The sequence below is a fragment of the Asticcacaulis solisilvae genome (genome assembly GCF_017875235.1).
Taxonomy (GTDB): domain Bacteria; phylum Pseudomonadota; class Alphaproteobacteria; order Caulobacterales; family Caulobacteraceae; genus Asticcacaulis; species Asticcacaulis solisilvae_A.
The window spans coordinates 568,860-585,786 of record NZ_JAGGMI010000001.1 but is presented as its reverse complement, the minus strand read 5'-3'; the positions used below and the strand labels follow the sequence as shown (position 1 = coordinate 585,786).

Here is a 16,927-nt window from a genome sequence, read left to right as displayed (position 1 = left end):
ATTTTCCTGAAGCGGGAAGAGGGCGAAATGAGGTATTATTTTGCCGCCTTCAGGGTCGGGTTGTCAAGGTCCAGCGCGGTGACCGGGATGACCTCAGCCTTGGGCAGGGCAGCGGTAATCGCGTCGCCCATCTTCGACCTGTCGCCGACGATGATGACGCTGGCCTTCGCCGGATCAAGCACCGTTCCGGCAAAGGCCGAAACCTGCGCTGCAGTCACGGCGGTGACATTGGCGGTGTAGCTCTGGATTTCCTTCAGGTTGATCTTGTAGAAGGACAGGTCGCCGAGAATGCCGGCCAAGCCGTCGGCCGTGCCCAGGCTTCGGCCGTAATTGCCGATCAGCGCCGATTTGCGCGCCGTCAGTTCATCCGCCGGCACAGGTGCGGTGGCCAGGCGAACCAGTTCGCCGCGGATCAGGCCCACGACCTCGGCCGCCGACTCGTTCTTGGTCTGGGCCGCCGCCGTGAAGCCGCCGGTCGTCAGGCGCGGCGACAGCGCGGCGCTGGCACCGTAGGAGAGGCCGCGCTTAATGCGGATTTCCTGGTTTAGGCGCGCCGAATAGCCGCCACCCAGCACGCTGGCCGTGACGATGCCGGGGTAGTAGTTGGGATCGTTGCGAGCGATCGTCGTCTTAGCCAGCATGACGGCGCTCTGGCCGGTGCCGGGCAGGTCGACAATGACGTCGCGCGCCGTGCCTGAGGGTTTGATCGCCGGAGCGGTCAGGGCCTGACCGGCCGGTGCCTGCCAGGTGCCGAAGGCCGATTTCGCCAAGGCGAAGCCTTCTTCGGGCGTGATGTCGCCGGTCAGGACCAGGACGGCATTGTCCGGCCGCCAGGCGCCCTTGTGCGCGGTCGTCAGGTCATCGCGCGTGACCTTGGGCAGCGAGGTGGGCGTGCCACCGGCGACGTGGCCCATGGCCGTGCCGGCATAAATGACCGGCGCCGTGACATAGCCCGCCAGTGATCCCGGTTGCTGGAAGTTGACTTTCAGGCCGTCGAGCGACTGGGTGCGGACGCGGTCGACCTCTTCCTCGGCAAAGGCCGGATTTTGCGCCACGTCGGCCAGTATGCCGAGCGCCGGTGTCAGATTGCTCTTCACGACGGTCAGCTTGAGCGACGACTGCTCCCAGTCCGACGCCGAGGCGATCGAGGTGCCGAGCGATTCCGTCTGGGCGGCGATAGCTTGCGCCGAGCGCGTGGCCGTGCCTTCGGTGATGACGTCGGACATCAGGCTCATCGTGCCGGCCTTGCCCGACGGATCGGACGAGGCGCCGGCGCGCGCGATCAGCTTGACGGCGACCAGCGGCAGGTCGGAGCTTTTGGCGACCACGACCTTCAGGCCATTGGGCAGGGTGGTTTCGGCCGGAGCCGGCAGGACCGGGTCGACGGCCTTGCCGACCGGCGGCAGGGCTTCGCGCTGGCCTTCGGGGCGCAGGGTGACGATATCACCGGTGAACTTCACGCTTTCGACCTGCGGGATGGCGGGTGCGGTCGCAGCCTCACCGGCCGGGCGCTCGGATTCGGCCAGGTAGCGGATGGTCAGGGCGCGGTCCTCGCGCAGGTACTTTTTCGCGGCCGCCTGGACGTCGGCGGCGGTGACGGCCTGAAGCTCGGCAATGGCGCTGTTGGCCTTGGCGGCGTCGCCTTCGGTCAGCAGCGCGTAGCCCAGCGCAAAGGCGCGGTCGTCGATCGATTCGCGCGACGCCACGGCGGCGGCGATCAGCTCGGTTTTGGCTTCGTTCAGTTCGGCGGCAGTGACGGCCTCGTTGCGGACGCGGGCGATCTCGGCCTTCAGCAGGGGCTCGACCTCGTCCAGCCTCTTGCCGTCGGACAGGATGGCGCCGGCATAGACCAGGCCCGGCTGGGCCGGCAGGTCGGCGGTCGAAAAGACCTCGGCGGCGACCTGCTTGTCATAGACCAGGCTGTTATAAAGGCGCGACGACTTGCCCGATGACAGGATGGCGTTCAGCACGGCGGTGGCGGCGGCGTCCTTGTCGGATGCCTTGGGCCCCAGCCAGGTGATGACGAAGGCGGGCAGGGGGACGTTCGGGCCGTAGGTGGTGACGGTCCTGGATCCCGTGCGCTGGGGCTCGACGGCGTAGGTACGCGGCGCCTGTGCGCCGTGGCTGGGGATCGGCGCCAGGTACTTGTCGACCCAGGCGTTGAACTGGGCCTCGTCGAAATTGCCGGCGACGATCAGGGCGGCGTTGTCCGGGCGGTAGAATTTCTGATGGAAGGCGCGGACGTCGTCGATGGTCGCTGCGTCCAGTTCCTCGATCGAGCCGATGCCCGGGCGCTTGTAGGGATGGGCGGCGTAGGAGTATTGCGGGATGTAGAGGCCGAACAGGCGGCCATAGGGCGAGGCGAGAATGCGCTGGCGCAGTTCTTCCTTCACGACGTCGCGTTCGGACTTGAAGATGGCGTCGTCGACGACCAGGGCGCCCAGGCGCTGCGATTCCGCCCACAGCAGGCGTTCCAGGCTGGCCGACGGCACAACCTCGTAATAGTTGGTGAAGTCGTCATAGGTCGAGGCGTTGTTGAAGCCGCCGACGTCCTCGGTCAGGCGGTCGAGCGTCTCCGACGGCATGTCGCGCGTCGCCTTGAACATCATGTGCTCGAACAGGTGCGCGAAGCCCGAGCGGCCGTGCGGATCGTCCTTTGAGCCGACATTATACCAGACCTGGACCGTGACGTTCGGCGTCGTCGTGTCGCGCGACCAGTAGACCTTCATGCCATTCTTCAGCACCCGCGTCTTGTATGCGATCGGCGGCACGGTGATCCCGGCGTCCGCCTTGGGCGCGGCGTGCGCGATCGGCGCGGCAACGAGGGCGGCAACGACCGCCAGGCTGGCGCGGGACAGTAGGGATTTGCGGGAAAGGATCATGGCGGAGGCGCCCCTGAAAAGGTCCGGAGATAATTCCGGAAACTATTTCACAAGGCGCCCTGCCGGAAAAGTTACAAGAAAGTTATGAAAGCAAAGCGCTTGCCAAAAAGTGCGCAGCGGTTTTTGGGAAACAAGCGCGATAAAACAGAGCGCTTGCCAAAAAGTGCGCAGCGGTTTTTGGGAAACAAGCGCGACAAACAAAAACGCGCTTTACTGCACGCGCAGTTCGCCTTCGTCATGGCCGTCCCAGTATTTGACGCTTGAGGCGTGGACGTGGATCATGACCAAGCCGGGTGTATCGAGCCCGTCCTTGAACCAGAGCTCGACATCCTTGTCCCAGTGCTTTTCCATTTCGGCGCGATCGGTGACCAGCTCGGCTTCGCCCGTCACCGACAGGAAGACAGGTTTCTGCAACAGACCCGGTTCTTTCGAAAAGGCGACATTGACCTGAGGATTGGAGGCAATGTCCTGGGCGGCGGACGATGATCCGTCGGCGAAGAACCAGTTGTCGCCATCCCAGTCGACATTCTTGTTGTTGCTCATTGGCCGCGACTCGAGCCCGCCGGCCGGCGAGCGCGTTGTCAGCATGCAGATGTCGATGTCGCGCATGCGCTTGGCGACGTCCTGAAGCGATAGATTTCCCATGATGGCCTCCATGTGTGTGAGGCAGGCACGGTGAGGGAAGGCCGCTAATGGCGAAATCGGCGGAAGCTTTAGTGAGTGCAAAAAGCCGGTAAGGCTACTTGGTCTCGTTGCTGAAGAATTCGCGGCGTACCGACGTCCAGACGTATTCCAGAACCAGGAAATAGAAGACGGTCTTGACCAGTTTGAAGGTCGGCCAGTCGGTAAAATATTCAAGGCCGATCGCGACCCACAGGGTCAGCATCATCACGTAAGCCGCGACCAGCAGCTTTTTCGGCATAATCAGCTTGTCAGCCAAAGACATAAACGCGTCCCAATGTACAGAAATGACCGCCCGGACCCTACGTCATGGCGGTTTAATAAAAGTTAACACTTACGGCCCGTTTATAAAAGTAACGATTTGTCCGCACCTGAAAGAAAAAAAGAGCGGGCCGCATGACCCGCTCTCTTTGCTCTGCAAAGCTTGTGATTTATATTTCCGAATACTTAGAAATAAAGATCATCGAGACCGGCCTCGAAGGTGGCGGTCAGTTCCTCGTGGCCGAGCGGTGCAGCCAGGGCGGCGGCCGTGAAACGATTCAGTGCCTCGGGGAAGGCGATGACCCGACGATCCAGCGCCACGAGATTGGCCCGGACGAAGAAGCCCAGTACGCCGACCTGATAATCTTCGCGCGAACACATGCGCAGGGCAATGAGTTCGATAATGTCCAAGGCTACGGCTTCGCCACCTTCCGCGCCCGTCTCGAAGTTGACGAGGTAGGCTGCGAGTTGCGCCTTGACGAGATTGGAACTGCATTCGACAAACATGGCAGGGCTCCGTGGCTTAACCTTGCAACCAGCTTAGCTCTACACCCGTAAGACGACAGCACTATGTGGCGCGATGCGCGGCAAGAAGTCGATGAGGCGGAGCTTCCCACCAAAAACTTACGCGAACGGCAGTTTCGGCAAACGGTCGCGTAACCATTTTGAATTAGGGTGCGCTCAGTATGGATGAGTGCCGACATGTCCCAATCGCCGAATTTTTCTGACCAAAGCAACCCTTTCGCAGGCGCCCGCCGCCCGACCTCGCTGGCCGGCCTGAAGGTCCTTGTCGCCGAGGACCAGGAAATGGTGCGCGACCTGATCACAATCCTGCTGATGCGCGAAAAGGCGGTGGTCACCGCCGTGCGTGACGGCGCCGCCGCGCTCAATGCCGTCGAAACCCAGGTCTTCGACGTCGTGCTCATGGACATGAACATGCCGGTGATGAGCGGTTTCGAGGCGACGCGCCGCATCCGCCAGTCGGGCCTGGCCAGCGCCGATGTGCCGATCCTGGCCTTGACCGCCAACGTCCAGAAGGCCGAGATCGCCCAGTGTCAGCGCGCCGGCATGGACGGCCACATCGCCAAGCCGTTCACCAGCGACGTGCTGGTCTCGGCTATCGCGAATGCGGTCGCCGGCCGGTAATTAGGACGTTACATACGTCGCCTGGAAATGCATGCCGTCGGGATGCGGCCAGTTGCCGCCCCACGCCCAGCCCTCTTTACGAAAGGCATCGATGACGTAGCGGTTTTCCGGCAAGGCCAGGAATGGCGTGTCGTCGCCAAGCGCATTCCTGACCGGGTCGAAATCGACCGCGCAGCCATAGGCATGGGTCGACAGGCCGGCATTGCTTCGGTTTTCCCGGAAATTATAGCCGCCGCCGACCTGTGACAAGCCGATGCGATCGATCTCCGTCTGGCTCTGTCCCGCCTGCGTCCATATGGCATTGAGCGCGCGTTCCAGCGACGGGGCGGCTTGTCTGTGCACCTGAAGCGCACGGATGGGCAGCTTGCGGTTCCAGGCGGCCTTCGCCTTCCACGGCAGTTTGACCATGACGAGGTTTTCGGCTTCCCAGTCGGGATTGGCCTTGAACTTGCCATTCACCGACAGGGCCGGATCGCCATAGGTGGTGCGGCAGTCCGTCCATTGCGGCCATTTCATGGTTTCCGGAACCGTCTTGATGGTGTCGAACAGGTTCTTGGCGGCAGGGAAGTTGACGGTCTCGAACGACGTGCCGACGCAGGCCGACAGGACGCTCAGCGCGGCGCCGAACGCGAGCAGTTTGAAAGCAGTGGAGTCTTGCATGGATTGCGGCGGCCGACCCGCCGGTTTACGCGGTTACTGACGGGTGATCTTATAACCGGCGATCATGTTTCCATTATGGGTGAACTGTGGCGGAATACCGCCGAAGTTCCCTCTCCCCGTTTACGGGGAGAGGGTTAGGGTAAGGGGCCTGCTTGTCCAAGACTTTTACTCTAACCGCTTAGCTTCGATAAGGTGACTGTTGGAGTTGGTTGAACCATACGCGCTATACATCAACGCATCAGTCCAGTTGAAAAAGCCCCTCACCCTAGCCCTCTCCCCGTAAACGGGGAGAGGGGACTAAGGCGCACTCGCACTCGTTGACGTCGTCCCCGCCGTTCCACTCACCCGCACCGCGGAATTGATCAGCACCTGTTCGGCCAGCATCTGGCCGTCCCAGCCGCCATCGACCTTTTCCTTGCGGATCTTGCCGCGCAGGATGGATTTCACCACGTCCATGCCTTCGATGACATAACCGAAGGCGGCGTAGCCCTGGTTGTCGCCCTTGGGGTCGCGGCCAGCGTCCATATAGGTCATGTCGCCGACGCAGATGACGAATTCATTGGTGGCGGTGTTGAGATCGTAGCGGCCCATGGAGATCGCGCCGTTGGTGTGGCTGAGGCCGGTTTGGCTTGTCGGCTCGTGCGGAATCGGCGGGTACTTGAGGCCGATGGCCGAGGCCTGGATGAAGCCTGAACCCTGATAGCCCTTCATGGCGCGCCAGAAATAGGCGCCGTTGAGCTTCTTGGCGTCGAGATAGCGCAGGAAGTTGGCGGTGGTGATCGGCGCCTTCTTGTTCTCGAGACGGATGACGATCGGCCCCTTGGCGGTGTCGATTCGCACCGTCACGGTTTCGGGCGGCGGGGGAGGGGGCGCCGGCGGCGGAGGCGGCGCCGCTTTTTTGGCTTCAGGCGGTTTGGAACACGCCAGCAGGGTCGTGGTCGCAAGGGCCAGTCCGGCCGCCAGGAAATTCCGTCTCATTGTGCCTCACCAACGCAAAAAACGCTCTTGATACTTGTTGGCACAAACCCGATCAGTCGTAAAGCGTGGCCAGTCCCGCCAGTTCCATGTCCGCCGCGCGGGTGCGAAAGACGGGAATATCGGCGACGTAGCCGCTGCGTGGTCCCTTGTCGAGATACCGCTGTGTGAAGACCGCCGCGTCGAACAAGTCGCCGATCATGTCGAGCAGGGCGCCGGTCAGATAGACCCCGCCGCTGGTGCCCATAATCAACGCCACATCCGACGCCATTGCCCCCAGCCAGGCGGTCATGACGTCGATAGCCTCGCGGGCGCGGGCATTGCCGCCGCGCGCGGCTTCGATGATCTCATGGGAGGAGAGGGCAGGGACGGGTACGCCGGCGATAACGTGCAGGGCATGCCAAATGTCCGCCAGGCCGCTGACTGAAATGCCGGATTCGCGCGAGACATAGCCATTCTTCTCGCGGATGGCTTCAGCGATGCGCCACTCCCGTTCCGTCTTGACCGGCAGGTCTGAATGGCCGCCTTCGCCGTGCAGGGCGGTCCAGCCGCCCATGCCGTCCGACACCAGCGCCGCCAGTCCCAGCCCGTGATGGGGCCCCAGGACGGCGATGGCGTGCTCGTTGGTGATTTCGCCGCCGCAGATCTGGATGCGGTCGTCGCGGCCAAGCCCCGGCACGGCCAGGGCGCGCGCCACGAAATTGTTGAGAAAGTTGACGCGCTGGATGCCCAGCAGGGACCGGATGGACTCGCGGTCAAGAGTGAAATCGACGCCGACAAGGTGCAGTCCGTCGGTTTGTTCCCAGCCGCGCGCCGACAGGGCCGCACCGATCAGGCCGGGATTTTGGTGGTCGGCCAGGAAGCCGGTGACTGTATCGTCAAAAGCCTGGCGCGTCGTGCACTGTCCGCGCGAGACCGCGCCGGGCCGGCGGCCGGGCGACGACAAGGCCAGGCTGATCGTTGGCGCCAACGACAAATCGCACAGCAGAACCTCAGTCATACGCTACTCCCCATCGCGGCTGTTTTACTCATGTGCCGCTTTGGCGCGATAGTGTTCCGATTCTTATAACAAACTGCAAACGGTCACGGCCGGACCGGCCAGGCGGCGTCCGGGCCAACGACAGTGGTCCACTCACGCACATGCCACGCCGTCACCAGCCCGTTGGTGACGTAAGGATCGGTCCTGGCAAAGGTCTCGGCGGCGTTCTGCGTTTCGCTCCGGAAAAGCAGCAGGCCGCTGTCGACCGGGTCCGCCAAGGCGCCGCCCAGCACCAGTTCGCCGGCTTCCACCGACCGCCAGGCGAGTTGCAGATGCGCGTCGCGGTATTGCGTCCGGCGCTCCAGATAGTCGGGAACAAAGCTGTAGAAGAGCAGGAAGTGTTTCATGGCGGTCTTCGACGGTAGGAGGATAACGCTGTTGTTCCGGCGCGATCGGGCCTATAGTGGCGTTAATTATGATAAGGGGGTTTTATGGTCCAGGAAACGCCGAATGGCGAACTGATGCGCCGTCATTTTCTGGCGGGTGCCGCCTGCCTTGCCGGACTGACGCCCTATGGGGTGACCGCCCAGACGGTTACGCCCCCCGATCCCGGCCCGTTGCCCAATGTGGCGGCCGACAGCGATGTCGCCTCCGTCACCGCGGGCCGCAATGTCTCCCAGCACCTGACGATAAAGGTCATGATCAATGGCGGCGGTCCCTATGACTTTGTCGTTGATACGGGCGCCGAACTGACGGTGCTGGCGGACAATGTCGCCGCGCAGCTCAACTTGCCTGCGGGCGCACCGATTACCGTCGAAGGCGTGACGGGCCGCATCCAGACACGGCTGGTGCCCGTCGGGGAGCTCAGAGTCGGGCCGTTTCGCCACGAGAATATGAAACTGCCCATCCTGCCGCGGTCCTTTCTTCAGGCGGACGGCTTCCTGGGGCTGGATGTTATCGGTGAAAGCCGTGTCACGTTCGATTTCTCGGCAAAGGCCCTGAAGATCGAACGGCCCAGGATGCGGTTCGAGCCGAATGGCCTGAACGCCACGCGAATAAGGACTTCGGGCGTGGGGGGGCGGCTGCGCGCCACCAATTGTTTCGTCGATAACGTCCGGGCGTCGGCCTTCATCGATACGGGCGCCGAACTGTCGGTTGGAAATCCCGCGCTGGAGGCGGCGCTGCGCAAGCGCCGCCGGGGTGTCACGGTCCTGGGGCCAGCTATCCTCAGGGACATTACCGGCACACAGGTCAATGGCGAAGTGATCGCCATTCGCGAGATCGCCTTGCAGAGTCTGCAATTCACCAGCGGCTCGCTGGTCATTGCCGATGTGCCGAGCTTTGACACTTTTGACCTGCGGAACGAACCCGCCATGCTGATTGGCATGGACTTCCTGCGCCAGTTCGCAAGTGTTTCCATAGACTACCGGCTGAAGGAAATCCGCTTTGAACTGGCGGAGATGACACCGCCAGCACCCATTCGTATCCAGCGTGGCTAAAAACGCTTTCTAAAAAAAGTGAAGCGGTTTTCGGACATAAGCCGCGATACGAAGGAGCGTTACCGCGCTTTTTCCATCAGGGGCTCGACGCGCATCGAAATGACGTCGGTGCGCGCGGATCGCGTCAGGGTGAACAGGATGGTTTCGGCCAGTTCCTCGGCGTAGAGCATTTCCATCTTCTCGATGGCCTGGCGCTGCTCTTCCGGGCTCTTTTCCTGCATGTCAGCGCCGACCGAGCCGGGCTCGATCAGGGTGACCTTGATGTTCTTTTCCTGCACCTCCTTGCGCAGGGTCTCGGCGAAGACCCTTATGCCGGCCTTGGTGGCGGCATAGGTGCTGGTGCCGGGCGATTTGAAATCGGCGCTGACGGAACCGATGAAGACCAGTTGGCCGCCCTGGCCTTCCATCCGCTTTATGGCGGCGCGGGCACACGACAGGTAACCCACGAAATTGGTCTCGACGACGTAGCGCCATGCCTCTTCGTCCATGTCCTGGGGGCCTTCGGCGGCCAGGCCGGCATTGTTGATAAGGATGTCGATTCCGCCCAGTTGGTCGTCGACGGCCTTGAATACGGTTTCGACGCCTTCGCGCGTCGCGACATCGGCGGTCAGGCCGAAGACTTCGCCGCCGTTGCCGGCCTTGCCGCGGGCATTGTCCAGCGACACGTCCAGTTCGGGCTGATGACGGCCGAAGGTCAGGACGCGCGCGCCTTCCTGGGCCAGCAAGGCGACGGTTGCCCGGCCTATGCCGGTCGTGCCGCCGGTGACAAGTATGCGCTTACCTTTGAGGGTGTCGTGGTCGATGGTCATGGCGAGGCTCCGTGCCGGCTGTTGCAAATCGCCGGGCACACTCATCCTGAACGCCGTAAGAAGTCGCTTGCGATGCCACCGCGCTCTGTAAAAAATCGCGCAAAGGCATGCGGCCGTTTTTTTACCGCACCCTTAGTCCTGGGCCGGTCCCGCGGATGGGAACATTATCGCCCGCGGGCGTAAAACGACAGGGTTCACCTTTCCGGAGCCCTTGTCATGGACGACTACAATACCTTTGCCGGCGGTAGCGCCTCGACCGCCGAAGACCGCACCATCGCTGCCCTGTTCCATAGCCAGGGCGAGGCCGAAAGCGCGCATGACGCCCTGCGCACAGCGGGTTTCAGCCATGTCACCCTGTCGCGCAAACCCGGCGACGGTGGCGATGACAAGGGGCTGTGGCAGTCGATCAAGGACTTCTTCAGCGGCGACCGGGACGCCGACATCTATGGCGAGGCCGTGCGTCGCGGCAAGGTTTTGCTCACCTTGCACGTCAGCGCCGGGCGCGCCGCAGAGGCCATCGACATCATTGATCGGTATGCGCCGATCGACCTCGACGCGCACGAAAAGAGCTGGCGTGAAGACGGCTGGACCGGCGAGTCGGTCGCCGCGGTCGGCGATACGTCCGAAGGCCACAACCGCGAGGGCTATAATGCCGAACCTGGGCCTATCCCGGGCCGGCGTGACCTCGATCGCGGAAACTTGCGCGTCCGCAGTTACGTGCGCGACCTGGGCTGATCGATCCGCGCGCCTTGCCCTTGCCACCCCTTTGTTTTCTGACGCGGGGCCCGGCCAGACTATTTATCGCAAAAGGTGCAGGTTCCGATGGGTGGGCGAACACATGGAGAAGCTCCCATGGCAACTATGCATCACGCCTCGGACGACATGACGCCGCGCCGCAACTGGCGCACAGTCTGGATCGTCCTGTTGATTATTTTGGCGGTCGCCATTGTCTACGGTGTCGCTTCGGCCGTAAGCCAGAGCGGCGCGTCGGACACGCCCATCATGCCGGCTGATGAGCCTGTGACAGGCGGTGTAACGGCTGATGGCGGCATTATCGAAACGCCCCGACAGGCAGGGCAGGATACGCCCCAAGGTAGAGCCCAGGAAACGCCCCTAACCGGCAGGACGGTAACGGACGGCGCGGGCGCCGGCACAGTTACCGACGCCACGACGGGCGCGACCGAGAACGGCGCGGCGACGGGGACGACCCACAGGACGCCGATCGACCAGTAGAGTGCTGGCTTTAAAGTCTATTTTGTTTCGACGTGGCCGCCGAAGCCGAAACGCATGGCCGAAAGCACTTTTTCGCCGAAGGTATTGCCGGTCCGCGAGCGGTAGCGCGCATAGAGCGCCGCCGTCAGCACATGGGCGGGAACGGCCTCTTCCATCGCGGCTTCGATCGTCCACTGGCCTTCGCCGCTGTCCGCGACCTGCCCCGAGAAGCCGTCGAGCTTGCCGTCCTTGGCCAGGGCCTGGGCGGTCAGGTCCAGCAGCCAAGACGATACTACGCTGCCGCGCCGCCAGACTTCGGCGATATCGGTCAGGTTCAGCTCGAAGCGCTCGTCTTCCGGCAGGCGGGGAGAGGTCTTGTTGGCCATGATATCGAAGCCTTCGGCGAAGGCCTGCATCATGCCGTATTCGATGCCATTGTGGACCATCTTGACGAAGTGGCCGGCGCCGGCAGGGCCGGCATGGATATAGCCGCGCTCGGCGCGGTCGTCCTGCTCGGTGCGGTGCGGTGTACGAACAATGTCGCCATAACCCGGCGCCAGGGTCGCAAAGATCGGGTCCAGCGCCGATACGACCGTGTCCTTGCCCCCAATCATCATGCAGTAGCCGCGCTCCAGGCCCCACACGCCACCGGAAGTGCCGACATCGACATAGTCGATGCCGCGCTTGGCCAGGACTTTCGACCGGCGGATATCGTCCTTGTACATGGTATTGCCGCCATCAATGACGACGTCACCGGGCTGGGCCAGGTCGGCCAGTTGCGCGATCGTGTCTTCGGTGGGCGCGCCGGCCGGCAGCATGACCCACATGATGGCCTGGCTCTTCTTGCCCATGCCCAGGAAGGCGCTGGTGGGCGCGCTCAGGCGGCGATGCAGGTCGAATAGGCCTTCGGCGGCGATGGCGCCTTCGGAAGCCAATTGCCGCAGCAGCGCCGGATCGCGGTCAAATACCACCACTTCATGGCCGCCGCGCATCAGCCTGCGCGCGATATTGCCACCCATCCGGCCCAAGCCGACGATCCCCAGACGCATAACGCCACCACCCTTTACCGCATTTGTGCGCAAGAGATGCTTGGTTAGCCGCTCGGAGTCTAATCACAAACACTGTTCGGCTGAAACGCGAATGAAAGCGTTGATTTCAGGTAACGGTACCACATTGCGGCGGACGCACATCCTAATCCATTTTTTATGTCGACACAGATAGGTTGAAAGCCTTCAGGTGGAAAACTGGATGGGCTGCAGCCGCCGGCGGATATTCCGTGGGCGGAAGACGACGTTTGTGCCCGAGTCCGCCATGATGACACAGTACCGCGTTCTTGTTGCCGATGCGCCCGCTGGCGCTGACCTGGTTGCCCGGGCGTTGCGTGGCGCGGCAGGAGTGTTGCCGGTCGCGACCGGTGACGAGGCCATCAATCGCCTGCGCGAGGCGCATCTGCTGGCCCTCAGCATCCATTTCAACAATTACCGCATTTTCGACGTCATCCGCATGACCAAGTCGAATCCGGTCACGCGCGACACGCCGCTGCTGTGTTTCCGCGCGAATGATCAGGAGATTCCCCTGAAAGTGCTGGAGGCGCTCGACCTAGCGCAGAAACTCTTCGGCCACATCGAGTTTCTCGACGTCGCCGCCGCGCGCCAGCTGCACGGCGATGATGCGGCACTGAGACTGCTGCGTGCGGCCCTGCTGATGCCGTTGCAGGCACGGATGGCGGCCGAATAGAGCGACGGATTTACTGGTGGCTCGCGTATGATACCGGTGTCAGAACGATAACAGGAAATGCCATGCACCGCCGCGCCCTGCTCTCCAGCCTCGCCATCTTACCCTTTCTGCCGCCGGCAGCCGCCTCGGCGGCGCAGGTCGGCGTCAATGTGCCGTTTCCGCCGCTAAGCCTTGAGCGCGTCAATACCTTGCCGGCCAAGGAACGCGATGCCTGGCTGGCCTATCGTAAGCGTTCTGAAGCCCAGATGGCGGCCGACCGCGCGGCTTTGCGCGCCGAACGCACAGGCCTGACGGAAATCCCGGCAGCGCCCAAGGACGGCAATGGCCAGAACACCATGCCGCTCGACAAGCCCGCCGAATGGTATGGCTCGGATGAGGCAAAGGTGCTGACCGCGAATATCATCAGCTTCCAGACGCCGGCCGGTGGCTGGGGCAAGAACCAGCCGCGTAATGCCCCGCCTCGCCAGCGTGGCCAGGCCTATGTCATCGGTGAGGAACCGGTACGCCCGACCGGCGACTTTGACATCCCGTCTGATCGCAGCTGGCACTATGTCGGCACGACCGACAACGGCGCCACTATCCACGAAATCCGCTTCCTGGCCCGGGTTGTCGCCGCGACCGGTGACACCGCCGCCAAGGCCAGTGCGATCCGGGGTCTGGAATATTTCCTCAATGCCCAGTTCCCCAATGGTGGCTGGCCGCAGGTTTGGCCGCTGGAAGGCGGCTATCACGACGCCCTGACGCTTAACGACAATGCGATGATTTCGGTAACGTCGCTGGTCGGTGAAGCGGGGCGCGGGCAGGGCGACTACGCCTTTGTGCCTGCGGATCTGCGTCCGCGCCTGCTGGCGGCAGAACAGCGGGCGCAGAACGTCTTCCTCAACATTCAAGTCCGGATCAACGGCAAGCCGACCCTGTGGGCGCCGCAGTATGATGCCCTGACCTTGACGCCCTGTTCAGCGCGCAATTTCGAGATGCCGGCTTTGAGCACGACCGACAGCGGGTCGCTGCTGGTCTACATGATGAAGCTGCCCAATCCGTCGGCCGGCATGAAGGCGGCGATCCGCACGGGCATTGCTACGCTGCGGGCCCAGGCGATCCGCGACATGGACTTTGCCTACGTCGACGCCATCGGAGCCCGCCGCTTTATCGAAAAGCCCGGCGCTCTGCCCATTTGGGGCCGCTACCTCGATCTCAAGACGATGCAGCCCATCTTCGGTGACCGCGCCAAGATCATCTACGACAGCGTCGCCGACGTCGAAAAAGGCGGCCGCAAGGGCTATGCCTGGTACAGCCGCAATCCGCAAAAGGCCATCGATGCCTTTGCGGAATGGAGCGCGAAGCATTCCTGATAAATAAGAAAAGAAGCTTGCGAGCTGCTCTTCTTATTTATCATTCAACATAGACTTAAATTGAGCATTAAATGTCGTACCCGTAATGGGTGAATATCTGCTTTTGTTTCGAATTTAAGTTTGCCTCCCAGTAATTGGAGGGGAGCAAAACAAGTCCTTGCTGCGCGATCCGCTCCTTTTTACGTGCCATAATGGGCATCAACGTCATGGCATTTGCAGCTGTCCAAGCCTTATGGTTCGATGTTTCCACCGCTTGATAAAATGCACTTGCGGCAATATCGGCGAGTTGTAATCCGCCATTGCAGGAGTGGGGAATTGATTCAATCAGCCTTCTGTCAAGAACCTCGGCTTTTATTTCCCGTGTATTTAAATATGTTTTTCCTGAACGAGCTTGATTTATAAGTTTATCAATATAGGCGGATGTTTGGCTGTAAGAGTGATTGTCTCTTTGACTAAATATTATCTTTAATTTCTTGGTAGATTTGTAACACCTCGAGGCATCGTAGGCGCATAATTCTGTTGCGCGTTCTAACAATATACGAAGGCAAAAATTATAAAACCAATTAGGATTATTTTGAACGGATGCTCTTGGGTTATCATACCCTCTCATATTTTTCTTGTTAGACGCCACCGTGAAGCATCTTATGGGAAGCTCCGATATTAAGTTGCAGCACTTAGCTCTAAAATGTGGAGACATTTTTCGGTAGTGTAGCCCATCGCCTTGGACTTGACCAACTTGCAATCGAATGTTGGTAATCCACTCATCTACAAGATGCTCGTTGCACTTTCGAACTAATATTCCAGATAGAATAAACCATTCTGTTCCTCCTTTTTTGTCAATGGGGGTTACAGATCGGGTTGAGTCGTCACCAGCTTCGTCTACGTATAACACGTACTCGTAATTTGGTTCTGAAAATTCTTGCGTCGGCTTTATCTTGTGAATGTTGAAGGTGATTCTCCTAGGAGGGCTGATTTAGTTCGTGATGATAGTAGATTCAAGCGTTCAAGTAAATGCATACAAAAAGAGCGGGTCTTGCGACCCGCTCTTTCCATTTCCAGCTGAGAGCTGAGAGGCTGGATTAGAAATCCATACCGCCCATGCCGCCCATTCCGCCGCCGCCCGGCATCGCCGGCGCCGCGTCCTTCTTGGGGCTTTCGACCACGGCGGCTTCCGTCGTGATCAGCAGGCCCGACACCGAAGCGGCGTCTTGCAGAGCCGTGCGGACAACCTTGGCCGGGTCGATGACGCCATCAGCAACCAGGTCGACATACTTTTCCGTCTGGGCGTTGAAGCCGTAGGTCGTCGAGTCGTTGCCAAGCACGTTGTTGACGACGACCGAACCTTCGACGCCGGCGTTTTCGGCGATCTGACGGATCGGGGCCTGCAGGGCGCGACGGACGATGTTGATGCCGGCCGTCTGGTCGTCATTGGCGCCTTCGAGGGTTTCGAGGGCCTTCGACGCCTTCAGCAGGGCCGTGCCACCGCCCGGGACGATGCCTTCGTCCACGGCAGCGCGCGTGGCGTTCAGGGCGTCGTCGACGCGGTCCTTCTTTTCCTTCACTTCGACTTCGGTCGAGCCACCGACGCGGATAACCGCGACGCCGCCGGCCAGCTTGGCCAGACGCTCTTGCAGCTTTTCACGGTCGTAGTCCGACGTGGTTTCTTCGATCTGCTTCTTGATCTGCGAAACGCGGCCTTCGATCTCGGACTTTTCACCGACGCCATCGACGATGGTGGTGTTTTCCTTGGTGATCGTGACCTTCTTGGCGCGGCCCAGCATGTCGAGCGAAACGGTCTCGAGCTTGATGCCCAGGTCTTCGCTGATGACCTGGCCGGCGGTCAGGACGGCGATGTCTTCCAGCATGGCCTTGCGGCGGTCGCCGAAGCCAGGGGCCTTGACGGCGGCGACGCGCAGGCCGCCACGCAGACGGTTGACGACCAGGGTCGCCAGGGCTTCGCCTTCGACGTCCTCGGCGATGATCAGGAGCGGACGGCCCGACTGGACGACGGCTTCCAGGATCGGCAGCATGGGCTGCAGCGACGAGATCTTCTTGTCGAACACCAGGATGTACGGGTCTTCGAGGACCGCTTCCATCTTGTCCGGGTTGGTGATGAAGTACGGCGACAGGTAGCCGCGGTCGAACTGCATGCCTTCGACGACGTCCAGCTCGGTTTCGGCGGTCTTGGCTTCTTCGACGGTGATGACACCTTCGTTGCCGACCTTTTCCATGGCGCGGGCGATCATTTCACCGACTTCGGTGTCGCCATTGGCCGAGATGGTGCCGACCTGGGCGATTTCCGCGTTGGTCGTGACCTTCTTCGACGAGGCCTTGATCTGCTCGACGACGACGCCGACAGCCTTGTCGATGCCGCGCTTCAGGTCCATCGGGTTGCGGCCCGAGGCAACCGACTTCAGGCCTTCGACGGCGATGGCCTGCGCCAGGACCGTGGCGGTCGTGGTGCCGTCACCGGCCTTGTCGTTGGTCTTCGAGGCGACTTCGCGGATCAGCTGGGCGCCCAGGTTTTCGAACTTGTCCGAAAGTTCGATTTCCTTGGCGACCGAGACGCCGTCCTTGGTCGAACGCGGGGCGCCGAAGGACTTTTCCAGGATGACGTTGCGGCCCTTGGGGCCCAGAGTGACCTTCACCGCATTGGCGAGGATGTTGACGCCGCGCAGGATCTTGTCGCGCGCGTCCGAAGCAAACAGTACGTCTTTAGCAGCCATTGTTCGTG

At 61.5% G+C, this 16,927-nt stretch carries 18 protein-coding genes; 6 read left to right on the top strand and 12 right to left on the bottom strand.

What is annotated here, in order from left to right; all coding sequences use genetic code 11:
- Positions 1-35: 35 nt before the first annotated feature.
- The 4 genes from J2X24_RS02640 to J2X24_RS02625 form a co-directional block, all read right to left on the bottom strand.
- Entirely contained in the window at positions 36-2,882 is a 2,847-nt protein-coding gene (locus J2X24_RS02640) for a M16 family metallopeptidase (protein WP_209716144.1), read from the bottom strand.
- Between the two features lie 210 nt (positions 2,883-3,092).
- Complete coding sequence (locus J2X24_RS02635) at positions 3,093-3,527, bottom strand: pyridoxamine 5'-phosphate oxidase family protein (protein WP_209716142.1); 435 nt, start codon at positions 3,525-3,527, stop codon at positions 3,093-3,095.
- Between the two features lie 94 nt (positions 3,528-3,621).
- On the bottom strand, positions 3,622-3,828 hold the full coding sequence (locus J2X24_RS02630; RefSeq protein ID WP_209716139.1) for a hypothetical protein: 207 nt from the start codon (positions 3,826-3,828) through the stop codon (positions 3,622-3,624).
- 182 nt (positions 3,829-4,010) lie between these two features.
- Complete coding sequence (locus tag J2X24_RS02625; protein WP_209716136.1) at positions 4,011-4,331, bottom strand: hypothetical protein; 321 nt, start codon at positions 4,329-4,331, stop codon at positions 4,011-4,013.
- 195 nt (positions 4,332-4,526) lie between these two features.
- Between J2X24_RS02625 and J2X24_RS02620 the strand changes: the two genes are divergently transcribed.
- Positions 4,527-4,970, top strand: a complete 444-nt coding sequence (locus J2X24_RS02620; RefSeq protein ID WP_209716133.1) for a response regulator — start codon at positions 4,527-4,529, stop codon at positions 4,968-4,970.
- Here the strand turns inward: J2X24_RS02620 and J2X24_RS02615 are convergent, their stop codons facing one another.
- The 4 genes from J2X24_RS02615 to J2X24_RS02600 all read right to left on the bottom strand — a co-directional run bounded on the left by J2X24_RS02615 (position 4,971) and on the right by J2X24_RS02600 (position 7,991).
- On the bottom strand, positions 4,971-5,630 hold the full coding sequence (locus J2X24_RS02615; RefSeq protein WP_209716130.1) for a M15 family metallopeptidase: 660 nt from the start codon (positions 5,628-5,630) through the stop codon (positions 4,971-4,973).
- 297 nt (positions 5,631-5,927) lie between these two features.
- Entirely contained in the window at positions 5,928-6,608 is a 681-nt protein-coding gene (locus J2X24_RS02610) for a peptidylprolyl isomerase (protein WP_209716128.1), read from the bottom strand.
- Positions 6,609-6,660: 52 nt separating this feature from the next.
- Positions 6,661-7,605 (bottom strand): glucokinase, encoded by a 945-nt coding sequence (locus tag J2X24_RS02605; RefSeq protein ID WP_209716125.1) that lies wholly within the window; start codon positions 7,603-7,605, stop codon positions 6,661-6,663.
- An 83-nt stretch (positions 7,606-7,688) separates the two neighbouring features.
- Positions 7,689-7,991, bottom strand: coding sequence for a YciI-like protein (locus J2X24_RS02600; protein ID WP_209716122.1), 303 nt, complete (start codon positions 7,989-7,991; stop codon positions 7,689-7,691).
- An 84-nt stretch (positions 7,992-8,075) separates the two neighbouring features.
- Here J2X24_RS02600 and J2X24_RS02595 point away from each other — a divergent pair, with 84 nt between their 5' ends.
- Positions 8,076-9,083 (top strand): retroviral-like aspartic protease family protein, encoded by a 1,008-nt coding sequence (locus J2X24_RS02595; RefSeq protein ID WP_209716119.1) that lies wholly within the window; start codon positions 8,076-8,078, stop codon positions 9,081-9,083.
- A 59-nt stretch (positions 9,084-9,142) separates the two neighbouring features.
- Here J2X24_RS02595 and J2X24_RS02590 read toward each other — a convergent pair whose 3' ends face one another.
- Entirely contained in the window at positions 9,143-9,892 is a 750-nt protein-coding gene (locus J2X24_RS02590) for an SDR family oxidoreductase (protein WP_209716116.1), read from the bottom strand.
- A 216-nt stretch (positions 9,893-10,108) separates the two neighbouring features.
- On the opposite strand from J2X24_RS02590, the gene J2X24_RS02585 reads away from it, so the two are divergent.
- On the top strand, positions 10,109-10,627 hold the full coding sequence (locus J2X24_RS02585) for a hypothetical protein (protein WP_209716114.1): 519 nt from the start codon (positions 10,109-10,111) through the stop codon (positions 10,625-10,627).
- A 117-nt stretch (positions 10,628-10,744) separates the two neighbouring features.
- The gene (locus J2X24_RS02580; RefSeq protein WP_209716111.1) at positions 10,745-11,125 is read left to right on the top strand and encodes a hypothetical protein; all 381 of its coding nucleotides are present in this window, start codon (positions 10,745-10,747) and stop codon (positions 11,123-11,125) included.
- Between the two features lie 17 nt (positions 11,126-11,142).
- Here the strand turns inward: J2X24_RS02580 and gnd are convergent, their stop codons facing one another.
- A complete protein-coding gene (gene gnd / locus J2X24_RS02575; RefSeq protein WP_209716108.1) occupies positions 11,143-12,153 on the bottom strand; it encodes a phosphogluconate dehydrogenase (NAD(+)-dependent, decarboxylating) in 1,011 nt (336 codons plus the stop codon).
- Between the two features lie 262 nt (positions 12,154-12,415).
- Here gnd and J2X24_RS02570 point away from each other — a divergent pair, with 262 nt between their 5' ends.
- On the top strand, positions 12,416-12,841 hold the full coding sequence (locus J2X24_RS02570; protein WP_209716105.1) for a hypothetical protein: 426 nt from the start codon (positions 12,416-12,418) through the stop codon (positions 12,839-12,841).
- Between the two features lie 62 nt (positions 12,842-12,903).
- A complete protein-coding gene (pelA, locus tag J2X24_RS02565; protein WP_209716103.1) occupies positions 12,904-14,193 on the top strand; it encodes a pectate lyase in 1,290 nt (429 codons plus the stop codon).
- Positions 14,194-14,260: 67 nt separating this feature from the next.
- Here pelA and J2X24_RS02560 read toward each other — a convergent pair whose 3' ends face one another.
- Both J2X24_RS02560 and groL read right to left on the bottom strand, forming a co-directional pair.
- On the bottom strand, positions 14,261-15,085 hold the full coding sequence (locus J2X24_RS02560; protein WP_209716100.1) for a DUF3800 domain-containing protein: 825 nt from the start codon (positions 15,083-15,085) through the stop codon (positions 14,261-14,263).
- A 187-nt stretch (positions 15,086-15,272) separates the two neighbouring features.
- Positions 15,273-16,919: a chaperonin GroEL gene (gene groL, locus J2X24_RS02555; protein WP_209716098.1), complete on the bottom strand. Its 1,647-nt coding sequence runs from the start codon at positions 16,917-16,919 to the stop codon at positions 15,273-15,275.
- Positions 16,920-16,927: the final 8 nt, after the last annotated feature.